Origin of the sequence: Methylomonas sp. Kb3, from assembly GCF_002834115.1 — a bacterium.
Taxonomy (GTDB): domain Bacteria; phylum Pseudomonadota; class Gammaproteobacteria; order Methylococcales; family Methylomonadaceae; genus Methylomonas; species Methylomonas defluvii.
This window is the reverse complement of record NZ_PIZT01000042.1, coordinates 1-616: the sequence shown is the minus strand read 5'-3', so window position 1 is coordinate 616 and position 616 is coordinate 1. Positions and strand designations below refer to the sequence as shown.

At 64.3% G+C, this 616-nt stretch carries 1 protein-coding gene; it reads right to left on the bottom strand.

What is annotated here, in order from left to right:
• Window positions 1–616: tetratricopeptide repeat protein (locus CWO84_RS15060; RefSeq protein ID WP_133120700.1), on the bottom strand; the 616-nt coding region annotated here is incomplete at both ends.

Here is a 616-nt window from a genome sequence, read left to right as displayed (position 1 = left end):
GGCGCAAACTCAAGCTTTCGGCGTAGGCCGCCCGCGCGGCTTCCAGGTGGCCCAGGGCATTATCCACGTCGCCGATGTTGTTCAGCGACACACTCAAATCGCGCAGCGCTTGCGGACTGTCGCCCAGCACCTCCCGCAATTGCCGGCGCAAACTCAAGCTTTCGGCGTAGGCCGCCCGCGCGGCTTCTAGGCGGCCCAAGGCTTGCTCCACATTGCCGATCTTATCCAGCGAAATACTCAAATCACGCAGTGCTTGCGGACTGTCGCCCAGCGCCTCTCGCAGTTGCCGGAACAAGCCCAGGCTTTCGGCGTAAGTCGCCCGCGCGGCTTCCAGGCGGCCCAGGGCATTATCCACATCGCCGATGTTGTTCAGCGACACACTCAAATCGCGCAGCGCTTGCGGACTGTCGCCCAGCACCGCCCGCAGTTGCCGGCGCAAACTCAAGCTTTCGGCGTAGGCCACCCGCGCGGCTTCCAAGCGACCCAGAGCCTTATCCACGTCGCCGATTTTGTTCAGCGACACACTCAAATCGCGCAGCGCTTGCGGACTGTCGCCCAGCCCCTCCCGCAATTGCCGGCGCAAACTCAAGCTTTCGGCGTAGGCCGCCCGCGCGGC